The sequence below is a fragment of the Amycolatopsis sp. NPDC003676 genome (assembly GCF_053587275.1).
Window position 1 is genome coordinate 61,039 of record NZ_JBSFNS010000020.1, and the last position, 10,147, is coordinate 71,185.

A 10,147-nucleotide genomic window follows, 5' to 3' on the forward strand; every position below is an offset into this window, starting at 1 on the left:
GGCTTCAGTAAAGCTCGGCCGTGTCCGGGACGAACCGTACCGGCAGCGTGCTGTACCCGGTCAGGAAGTTGGAGTGGATCCGCCTCGGCGAGCCGACGACCTCGAATCCGGTCGCGTACTTGCGAAGCGCTGAGAGCAGCTCGGCGAGCTCGATCCGCGCCAGCTGGGCACCGACGCAATAGTGCGGGCCGTAGCCGAAGGCGAGGTGTTTGTTCGGGGTGCGGCGGAGGTCGAAGCGGTCCGGCTCGGCGAAGACGGTTTCGTCGCGGTTCGCCGAGCTGAGCCACAGCGTCACGACCTCCCCCGCCGCGATGGGGTGACCGGCGATTTCGGTGTCAGCGATCGCGGTGCGGCCAAAGTGCATCGCGGGAGTCGACCAGCGCAAGACCTCGTCTGTGGCGGTAGCGAGGTCGATATCGCCGTTGCGCAGCACGTCCCATTGCGAAGGATGGGCGGCGAGGGCACGTACGGCCTCGATCATGGACAGGCGGCTTGTCTCGTCGCCGCCGATGAGGAGGCTGTAGCAGTTCAGGACGATTTCTTCGGCGGACAGCCGGGTGGCGGCCAGCGCGGTGAGGACATCGTCGGCGGGAGTGGTGCGGCGGTCAGCCAGCAGGTCGGTGAAGTAGGCCAGGATTTCGTTGCGGGCCAGGGACGATTCCAGCTCGTCGGAGTCGCGGTCGTCGGAGCTCAGGGCGCGTTTTGTTTGGGTCAGAAGGAAATCGTGGTCGCTCTCCGGCACGCCCAGCAGGTGCCCGACGGTCGTGATGGGGATTCGGCCGGCGACGTCGGCGGCGAAATCGCAATCGCCGCCCGAGACGGCGTCGACGATCAGGGTGCGGGTGTTGCGGCGGACTTGACGAGTGAGGCGGTCGAGCGCCGACGGGGTGAAGGCGCGCTGCAGGATCTGGCGGAGTTCGCGGTGGCGCGGGCCGTCGGTGACGGCGAGCATGCGGCCGGCCGCGGAGTCTCCCCCGGCCAGCAGGGTGACCAGGACGTTGCCGCGTTCGGAGGTGTAGTGGGCGGCGTCGCGGTAGACAGCGAGGACGTCCGCGTGCCGTGACACTACCCAGAAGCCGTGCGGTTCGTGGCGGTAGACGGGGTTGTGCGCGCGGGTGGAGCGCCAGAACTCGGTGCGGTCGGACTCGAAAGTCCGGGGGTCGGCCAGGTTCATCGGAGTGCGTTGAGTTCGTCGGCGAGGGCGCGGATCGTCGAGTGGTCGAACAGGGTCGCGGCGGGCAGGTCGACGTCCAGGTGTTCGCGGAGCCGGGCGAGCAACTGGGTGGCCTGGAGCGAGTTGCCGCCGAGTTCGAAGAAGTCGCTGTCCAGGTCGAGGTCGGGGACGCCCAGGGTTTCTTCCCACAACTGCAGCAGCGTTCGCTGGAGGTCGGTCGCGTCGGCGAGGTCCTCGCGTACTACCGGGGCCAAGTGATGGGCAGGCGCCGGGACCGGCTGGGGTTCCATGCGCTGGGCGGCTTCGCGGCCGACCTCGGCGAGGCCGCGCGGGGCGGCGATCACCTGCGGGCCGAGGCGGGCGGCGAGGATTCGCCAGAGCAGGTCGAGGCCCTCGCTGGTGCGGAGGTAGTTGCTGTGCGGATCGTTGGACGCGAGCATGCCGGTCTCGCTCCAGGCGTCCCAGTTGACCGACACGGTGTGCCGCGGTCCGGACGGGCTGGCGTGGGCGAAGGCGTCGAGATAGGCGTTGGCGGCAAGGTAGTCGGCCTGGCCGTAGTAGGTCGGGACGAGTGCGGTGACCGAGGAGAACAGGACGAGGAAGTCCGGGTCCTGGCCGAAAACCCGGTCCAGGATCTGGGTTCCGGTGATTTTCGGGGCGAGTACGGCTTCGACGTCCTCGCGGCGGCGGACTGCCATCATCCCGCCGCCGGGGCTGCCTGCGGCATGGAAGATGCCGTCGATGCGGCCGCAGGTGTCGTGAATTCGGCGTATGGCCTGTTCGTCGGTGACGTCGGCGACTTGGACCAGGACGGAGCCGCCTAGAGCCTCGATCTCCTTGAAGCGCCTGATGGTCTGCTTGCGGATCGGGCACGGGCCTTCGGCGAGGTAGGTGTCCCAATCCGGGCGGTCGGGGAAGCTGGAACGGCCGACCAGGACGAGCCGCGCGCAGACCAGGCGGGCGAGGTCCTCGGCCAGCGCCAGGCCAATGCCGCCCAGTCCGCCGGTGATCAGGTAGGTCCCGCGTTCGCGCAGCAGCGAGGGCAGGGATTGCGGCGGGCTGCTCGGCAGGGGGCGGATCTCGCGGACCCAGCGGCGGCGTCCGCGCAGGGCGACCTGGTCGTCCGTGGCGGCGAGTTCCGCCAGGACCTGCCGGACGTCGGCAGGCAGCGCGAGGTCGACGACGCGGCTGGACAGGTTCGGGATCTCCTGATTGACCATGTGGTGCGGGCCGAGGACGGTCGCTTTCGCGGGGGTGACCGGGTCGGTGCCGGTGACCTCGTGCAGGCCGGTGGTGAGGATCGTCAGGGTGATCGGGACCGAGATCTGCCGACGGGCCAACGTCCGGCCGAGTGCCAGCAGGCTGAACAGGCCGTGTTCGAGGCTGTCCTCGTCGAGCAGCCAGGCGTGGACGATGCGGCGGGGTGCTAGTCCGGCGGCGGCGAGGTCGGTCAGGAGTGCGTCGTAGTCGGCGGGGTCGGAGGGGCGGAGCGTGTACCGGCCGGGGGCGCGGCGGGCGAACTCGGTGCCGGGTTCGGCTCGGACCACGGTGGCTCCGGCGCGGCGGAGGTCGTCGAGGACGTGGTCTACGACCGGTGAGCCTGCGGTGAAGACGAGCCAGGGTTCACCGGGGGTGACGCCGACGCTGGTCTGGTCGAGGGGTTGTTCGGCCCAGGTGGGCAGTTCGAGCGGCGTCTTTTCGGCCGGCGGTTCGGCTGCGGTCAGCGGGACGCCGTACATCCCGGCCAGCGGCGGGCGGCCCGGATCCGGATCGACCCACGCGCGGACGCGTTGGTACGGGTAGCCGGGCAATGGCAGACGGCGGCGGTTCTCCCCCGCCCAGAACGTGTCCCAGTCCGGTTCGACTCCGGCGGACCAGAGGGTGCCGAGTGCGCGGAGCAGCAGGTCGGCGTCGGTGCGTTTGTCCGCACGGTGGCGCATGGAGGAGACGATGGTCGGCGCGGAGTCGGTTCGGGTTTCGCGCCAGTGCAGGCGTGCGATGGTGGACAGTGCGCCACCAGGGCCGACTTCGAGCAGGGCGTGCTCTCCGTTGTCCCACAACGTGTTCAGGGCGTCGGCGAATCGCACTGGCTGGCGCAGTTGCCGGACCCAGTATTCCGGGTCGCGGGCCTGGTCGGCGGTCAGCCAGCCGCCGGTGACGCTCGAGACGATGGGGATTTCCGGGGCGTCCAGCTCGATGTCCGCGAGGGCGGCGCGGAACTTCGGGAGGATCGGGTCCATCAGCGCGGAATGGAAGGCGTGGTCCACCGGGAGCGGGACGCAGCGGATTCCCCTGTCGGTCAACCGGTTTCGGAGCTGGTCCACGAGCTGCGCGGGCCCGGACGCGACGGTGTTGCGGGCGCTGTTGACCGCGGCGATCGACACGCCGTCCGGGAGTTCGGCGCGGAGTTCGTCCTCAGGAAGCGGGACCGCGAGCATCGCGCCCGGGGCGGTGCTCGCCATGAGTTCGCCGCGCAGGACAACCAGGTTGGCGGCGTCTTCCAGGCTGAAGCACCCTGCGACGCAGGCAGCGGCATACTCGCCGATGCTGTGTCCGGCGAGGGCTCGGGGCCGCACGCCCCAGTGCATCCAGAGCTGGGCGAGGGCGTATTCGACGGCGAACAACGCGGGTTGGGCGAGGTCTGTGCTGCGCAGGGTTTCCTCGTCCAGGTTGATGCCGAGGAGGTCGGCGCAAAGGTCGAGTTCGCGGCGGAACACCGGTTCGTGCGAGGCGATTTCGCGGCCCATTCCCGCGTACTGCTCGCCTTGGCCGGGGAACAGGAACGCGACCGATGGCGGACGGCGCGGAGCCGGTGGGCGGCCGTCGATCGCCAGTTCTTCCAGCCGTTGAGCCAGATTCTCGCCGGGTGCCGCTACCAGGGTGCGGCGGTGCGCGTGCGCGGCCCGGCCGCGGTGGAGGGTGTGGGCTAGGTCGGCGACGTCGAGGTCTGGGTTCGCGCGCACGGTCTCGGCTAGCGCGCGGACGGCGGCGTTGGCGGCGGCTTCGGTCCGGCCGGAGACAGTGATCAGCTGCCGGGGCCGCGCGCTGGCTTCGGTGGCGACGGCGGGGGCTTGGGTGAGCATGACGTGGGCGTTGGTGCCGCCGATGCCGAAGGAGCTGACGCCCGCGACCCGGCGTGGCTGCGTCCAGTCGCGGAGTTCGGTGGTGACGAAGCAGGGGCTGGAGTCGAAGCCGATGTCCGGATTGGGTTCGGCGAAACCGGCGCTCGCCGGGATTTGTCCATTGTGGATCGCCAGCGCGGTTTTGATCAGGCCCGCGATCCCGGCCGCGGAGCCGAGGTGGCCGATGTTGCCCTTGACCGAGCCGATCGGGACGCTGCCGCAGCCCGCCAGCACGGTGGTCAGCGCTTCGACCTCGATCGGGTCGCCGACGGTGGTGCCGGTGCCGTGGCATTCGACGTAGCCGAGATCGGCGGCGGTCAGCCCGGCGCGGGCAAGCGCGGTCTGGACGAGTTCGACCTGGCCGGCGATGCCGGGCGAGGTGAAGGTGAACCGGCGGGATCCGTCGTTGTTGACTGCGGAGCCGCCGATCACCGCGTAGATGTGGTCTCGGTCGGCGACAGCGTCGGCGAGGCGTTTCAGCGCGACGACGCCCGCGCCGGAGCCGAAGACGGTTCCGTCGGCGGCGGCGTCGAAGGGGCGGCAGCGACCGGTGCGGGACACAATCGCACCCTCGTGCCAGAGGTAGCCGTGGCCGTAGGGCAACTGGACGTCTGCGGCTCCGGCGAGGGCGAGGTCGCAGTCGCCTTGCCGCAGGGATTGGGCGGCCAGGTGCACCGCGACGAGGGCCGACGAGCACGCGGTAGCGACCGCCAGGCTGGGTCCGTCGAGGCCGAGGCGGTGCGAGACGTTCGTGGCCAGGTAGTCGTTTTCGTTGCCGACACTCCACTCCAGCGACGCGAGCGCGGCACGGGCGGCCGGTTCGCGGCTGACGTGCAGGGCGCCGTAGAGGTTCGGGGCGGCGGAACCGAAGACCCCGGCTCGCCCGGGGACGCGGCCGGTGTCGTAGCCGGCGTTCTGGAGCGCGGCGTGCGCGCATTCGAGGAACAGCCGGTGCTGCGGGTCAGTGGCCCTTGCCAGCTCCGGGCGGTAGCCGAACAGGTCCGCGTCGAATCCCGCCAGGTCGGCTACCAGCGCGGCGGCCCGGACGTAGTCGGGGTCGTCGATCCGGGTCGGCGGGACTCCTGCCTCGCGGAGTTCCTCCTCGGAGCGGTCGGCGATCGAGGCGACGCCGCCGCGGAGGTTGTCCCAGAACTGCGTGACCTCGCCCGCGCCGGGGAAACGGCAGGCCAGGCCTACGATCGCGATCTGGTCGCTCATCGTGCTCCTCGGTCGGTCAGGGTGGCCGAGACGGTGCGCACGGTCGCGGATTCGAACAGCGCGCCCGAGCTCAGCGCGATGCCGTAGCGCTGTTCGATCTGGTCCACGATGTGCACAGCGGCCAGCGAACTGCCGCCGACGTCGAAGAAGTCGTCGTCGAGGCCGATGTCCGGGTTGCCGAGCAGGTCTGTCCACAGTTGACGGACGACCTCGACCACGGGCTGTCCGGGCGGCGGGGTCGGCTCGGCCGCCGGTGGTGCGGGCGGAGTGCCTAGATGTTCGACGATCACCGTCGCGGGCAGGTCGCGGCTGAGAGCGTCGAGGAAGATCTGCGCGGCTTCCGCTGGGTCGAGTTGCGGGTCGCGCGAGGTCGGTGCCGGTGCGGTGGGGCGGCTGAAGTCGGTGCGGGGCACGGCGCGGAAGGTCAGCTCGCGGATCGCGACGAGGTGGTTGCCGTTCTCGGTGTCGTGGAGGTCCACGTCGACTACGCGGGTGGTGCTGGTCCGCTCGCGCATCCGGGAGCGGGCCGTGACGCGGCTGGTGAGCCGGTCGAAGACGGCGACCGAGCGGTAGCGGAACGGGACGAACACCGCGTCGGCGGTGGTATCGATCAGCGTGGCGGTCGCGACGTCGAGGAGGGCCGGGTGCAGGAGGTGTTCGTGCAGGTCGGCGTGGAACTTTTCGGGCAGCTCGAGTTCGGCGACCGCCTCGTGCTCGTCGCCCCACCGGCGGATTTCGCTTTCCCAGCGCGGGCCGAATCCGAAGCCGGGGCCTGCCGCCGTCGCGGGCACGTGCGGGGCCGCGCTGGGCAGCGATTGGCTGGCGAGTTCGGGTTCGGTGTCGGGGACGTCGATCAGTCCCTCGGCGTGGTCGGTCCACTCCCCTTGTCCCTGCACGGGTTTCGAGCGCAGGCGGAAGCGACGACCGCCGGGTGCGGCGGAGACGGCGACCTCGACGTAGTGCGGCTCGGTGACCGGCAGGGAACGCAGGATCAGCGTGTCGCGCAGGCCGACCGGCGAGCTGTCCGGCAGGAGGGCTCGCGCGGCTGTGACGGCGAACTCCAGCATCGCCGTGGCGGGCAGCACCGGGACGCCGCCGAACTTATGCTCGTCGAGCTGCCAGGTCTGACCTGGGGCGATGACGACCCGGTGGCCGGGGGTGGCGGTCATGCCGGTTCGTTCCCAGGCGGGCCAGGCGATCGACAGGGTGCGAGGGTGGCGGAGGCGGTGGCGGGCGGCGTGGGCGTTGAGGAAGGCGTTGGCGGCGGCGTAGTCGGCGCTGCCGCGGAGGCCGGACACTCCGGCTTGGCTGGAGAAGTAGACGAGGAAGTCGAGGTCCGCTCCGGACAGGGCGTGTTCGAGGGCGAGGGTGCCCTGGACCTTCGGTCGCAGGACTCTGTCCACATCGGACCGTGAGCGGCGTTCGACCAGGCCGCCGCCTGCGATTCCGGCGGCGTGGACGACTCCGTGCGGCCCTCGGCCGAACGCGCGCTCAACCTCGGCTAGGGCACCGCGCAGGGATTCGGGGTCGGTCACGTCGGCTTTGAGCACCGCGACGGTCGCGCCCGCTGCTTCGAGGTGCTCGATCGCCGGGGTGCGGGTGGCGGACCGGCCGAGCAGGGCAAGCCGTGGGCGGATCCCGGTGTCGGCGAGCGCCTGTGCGATGACGAGGCCTGCTCCCCCGAGTCCGCCGGTGATCAGGTAGATCCCGTTGTCCCGCAACGGGCGTGGCTCGACTGGGGTGTCGTCGACTTCGACGATGTCGGGCAGCCAGCGGGTGCGGCCGCGCAGGGCTACCTGGGGTGCGGTCAGGGTGGCGAGTTCGGCGGCCAGTACGGAGGTCGCCGCGATGGGACCGACGTCGATGAGCACGCAGCGGAGGGTGGGGAGTTCTCGTTCGACGGTGCGGGCGAAGGCGTTCAGCATGGCGCGGGCGGGGTTGAGCGGTTCGGCACCGGTCAGGTCGACGGTGTTCCGGACCAGGATCGCTAGGGTTGCCGAGGCGGACCGAAGTTGCTTCGCCAGGGTTTGGACACAAGCCAGGACGCTGTAGAGGCTGGTCTCCAGATCGGCGCTGTCCTCGTCGGTGACCCCGAGGGCGTGGACGATCAGGTCCGGTACCGCAGTCTCACGCAAGGCTTCGGCGGTGGGCAGGTCGGTGGTGTCGTACCCGGCTGCGGCTACGGAATCCGTTACCCACTGCGCGTTTTCCGGCCGCAGGACCAGCGCTCGCGCGCCTCGGACTGGGGTCGCTGGGGCCTCGCTGCCCGGTCGCCAGCGCTCGTGCAGCAACGTCCATCCGGCGGGTTTCGGCTGGTCAACGGAGACGGGACCGTGGTAGTCGACCCAGTGTCGCCGTCGCTGGTAGGGATAGCCCGGCACCGGGATCCGGCGGGCGGTGCGCGGGGCGCGGCTGCGCCAGTCGATGTCCTGGCCGTGGACCCACAACGTGGCAAGGGCATCGTTGAGGCCGTTGTCGGAAAGGACCGGCAGGACGCGAGCGGACGCGGTGCCGGGGCCGAGCAGCACCGTCAGGTCCGCTCGCGGTTCAGTCCGTTGTGGACTTCCCGCGCCGCTCACCACGCGTTCCGCGAGGTCGCGCGAGATCTCGCCCTCGCGGAAGGCCTGCGCGGCCAGTGCGCCGACACCGTCGCCGGTCACGCTCTCCGGCCGCACTCCCCAGCGGGTCAGGCAGGCGGCCATCGCGTACTGGAGGACGAACAGTGTCGGGCGGGCGAGGCCGGGTGCGCCACCCGGTCCGGCAAGGGGTTCGAGGACCGCGAATGCGGCATCGTAGGCGTCGCGGAAGTCGGGCTCGGTGGCGTAAAGACCGCTCGCCAAACCGGGCTGCCACGCCGACTCGTCCGGGAAGTGCAGGCCCACGCTGCGCGGACGGTCCTCCGAGCTGAGCACGCCAGACGCCAGCTGCGCGAGGAAATCGTCCCGGTCGCGGGCCACCACCGCCGAACGCACGGAGCGCGCGGTCCGGCCGACCTGGAGCGTGTGGGCCGAGGCGGCGAACAGGGTCGGGTCGAGGTCGGCGAAGTAGTCGCGGAGGCGGTCGCGGAGCTGGGACTCGGCGGTCCGGTCGTCGGCGGACCAGACGACGATCTGGTCCCCCGAATGCAGATCAGGCTCGGCTGGCGGGGCCTCTTCCAGGATCACGTGGGCGTTCGTGCCGCCGATGCCGAACGAGTTCACGCACGCGCGGCGGACCGAGCCCGGCTGGCGGGGCCACGGGCGAGACTCGGTGAGCACCTCGAACGGCGAATCGGCGAGGCCGAGTTCGGGGTTCACCGCGTCCACGTTGATGCTCACGGGCAGCCGCTCGTGGCTCAGCGCGAGGACGGTCTTGATCACGCCCGCCACTCCGGCTGCGGCGCCGAGGTGGCCGACGTTGGACTTGACCGAGCCGAGCAGGCAGGAACCCGGCGGCAGCGGGCGCCCGGCGAGCGCGCGGAACGCCTGGGTCATCGCGGCGACCTCGGTGCGGTCGCCGATCGCGGTTCCGGTGCCGTGCGCCTCGAAGTACGAGATGGTGCGCGGGTCGATGCCCGCCGCGGTGAACGCGCCGGTGATGCAGTCGGCCTGGCCGTCGACGCTGGGGGCGGTGAAGCCGGTGCCGCGTCCGCCGTCGTTGTTCACCATCGAGCCGCGGACTACCGCGTGGACGGTGTCGCCGTCGGACAGCGCGTCGGAGAGCCGTTTGAGCACGATCGCGCCGACGCCGTCGCCGAAGTTCGTCCCGGTGGCCGCGCTGGCGAAGGGGCGGCACGAGCCGTCCGCGGAGTTGACGCCGCCGGGCACGTGCACGAATCCGCGTTCGCTCTGCGGGTCGATCATCGAGCCGCCGACGAGCGCGAGCTCGCAGTCGCCCGCGAGCAGCGCTTGGCGGGCGAGGTGCAGGGCGACCAGCGACGTGGAGCAGGCGGTGCGGACTGTCAGGCTCGGCCCGGTCAGGCCGAGGCGTTGCGCGATGCTGGCGGCGAAGTAGTCGGGGTCGTTGTTGAAGTCGACGGCGAGCTGGCCGACCGAACGCAGCAGGCGCGCGTCGGGCTCGACGTGTTCGCTGGCGTACCGGTTGCTGCCCGCGCCGGCGAAAACGCCGATCCGGCCGGGGAAATCGGCGGGCACCTGTCCGGCGTGCTCCAGCGCGGCGTGGCTGACTTCGAGGAACACCCGGAACTGCGGGTCGCGGATCTCGGCTTCTCGCGGCGTGAGGCCGAAGAACGCGGCGTCGAAGTCGTAAGGCGCGTCGATGCGAGGACGGCGGCGCACGTAGCCGGGCATGGCCAGGCGTTTCGGGTCTTCCCCGGCGCGCAGGATCTGGTCGTCGGAAAGCGCGGTGATGCAATCGCGGCCGTCGAGGAGATTCCGCCAGAATTCAGCGAGGTCATTCGAACCCGGAAACCGGACCGCCATCCCGACTACGGCGATCGGCTCCATATCCACCCCTCACCAGTTCACTCTCGGCGGAGAGCTGATACGCGCATTGCAGCACACCGACCGGCGCCGCAGCCAGCGTTTCGGACAGAGCCGAAGCGAACCTCTCTTACCGCGTCGCAGCTGGTCAGAACTTGACCGGACCTGGCCGCCGCCGAAACAATGCGGGCACATCTCGGCCCCGCTCGGGC

Annotated in this window: 3 protein-coding genes; all 3 read right to left on the reverse strand. The window is 70.9% G+C overall.

Translation table 11 applies throughout. The features are described from left to right. Window positions 1–4: 4 nt before the first annotated feature. From ACWDNU_RS15560 to ACWDNU_RS15570, 3 genes are read right to left on the reverse strand one after another with little or no spacing between them, the layout of a single operon-like run. Window positions 5–1,174, reverse strand: coding sequence for a cytochrome P450 (locus ACWDNU_RS15560; RefSeq protein WP_449669304.1), 1,170 nt, complete (start codon window positions 1,172–1,174; stop codon window positions 5–7). Then, on the reverse strand, window positions 1,171–5,514 hold the full coding sequence (locus ACWDNU_RS15565; RefSeq protein WP_449669305.1) for a type I polyketide synthase: 4,344 nt from the start codon (window positions 5,512–5,514) through the stop codon (window positions 1,171–1,173). The genes ACWDNU_RS15560 and ACWDNU_RS15565 overlap by 4 nt, the downstream gene beginning before the upstream one ends. Then, window positions 5,511–9,959 (reverse strand): SDR family NAD(P)-dependent oxidoreductase, encoded by a 4,449-nt coding sequence (locus ACWDNU_RS15570; RefSeq protein WP_449669306.1) that lies wholly within the window; start codon window positions 9,957–9,959, stop codon window positions 5,511–5,513. Before ACWDNU_RS15570 ends, ACWDNU_RS15565 begins: the two co-directional genes overlap by 4 nt. Window positions 9,960–10,147 lie beyond the last annotated feature (188 nt).

Bases quoted from the DNA above. Each gene is read 5' to 3' on its own strand.
- ACWDNU_RS15560 (WP_449669304.1), bottom strand. From the start codon at position 1,174: ATGAACCTGGCCGACCCCCGGACTTTCGAGTCCGACCGCACCGAGTTC.
- ACWDNU_RS15565 (WP_449669305.1), bottom strand. From the start codon at position 5,514: ATGAGCGACCAGATCGCGATCGTAGGCCTGGCCTGCCGTTTCCCCGGC.
- ACWDNU_RS15570 (WP_449669306.1), bottom strand. From the start codon at position 9,959: ATGGAGCCGATCGCCGTAGTCGGGATGGCGGTCCGGTTTCCGGGTTCG.